1 protein-coding gene is annotated in these 539 nt (G+C 47.7%); it reads left to right on the top strand.

From position 1 onward, the window contains the following. On the top strand, positions 1–506 hold a 506-nt coding region (locus FCV43_RS20175; protein WP_136996187.1), incomplete at its 5' end, for an IS3 family transposase. Positions 507–539: the final 33 nt, after the last annotated feature.

Below are 539 nucleotides of genomic sequence, written 5' to 3'. Positions count from 1 at the left end.
TATTGCGTAGAGACTTTGAAGCCGAGAGCCCCAATCAGAAGTGGGTCACCGACATCACCTATATATGGGTAAAGAGCCGTTGGCTCTACCTCGCGACAGTGTTAGACCTTCACTCGAGACGCATTGTGGGCTGGTCATTAGATACCAACATGACAGAGCTGCTCATCACCAACGCTTTGAAAATGGCGTTTAAGTCACGCAAGCCGCCGAAAGGCGTCTTAGTCCACTCAGACCGTGGTGTACAATACAGAGCTTATAAGTATCAGGACTTCATGCGAAAGCATGGAGGCGTGCCAAGCATGAGCCGTCAGGGTAACTGCTGGGACAATGCGGTAATGGAGTCGTTCTTCAGTCGACTGAAAGTCGAATTGATTTACGCAGAAGATTATCAATCTATCGAAGAAGCCCGAATGGGGATCTTCGAATATATCGAAGTGTTCTACAATCGAAAGAGAAGACACTCAGCGTTGGGGCATGTCAGTCCCGTTGAGTACGAAAGTATGTAGTTATGTACTGTCTACTTTTTGTGGGGTACACCA

Source organism: Vibrio genomosp. F6 (assembly GCF_005146325.1).
GTDB lineage: Bacteria > Pseudomonadota > Gammaproteobacteria > Enterobacterales > Vibrionaceae > Vibrio > Vibrio cortegadensis.
This window is presented reverse-complemented; position numbering and strand designations above follow the sequence as displayed.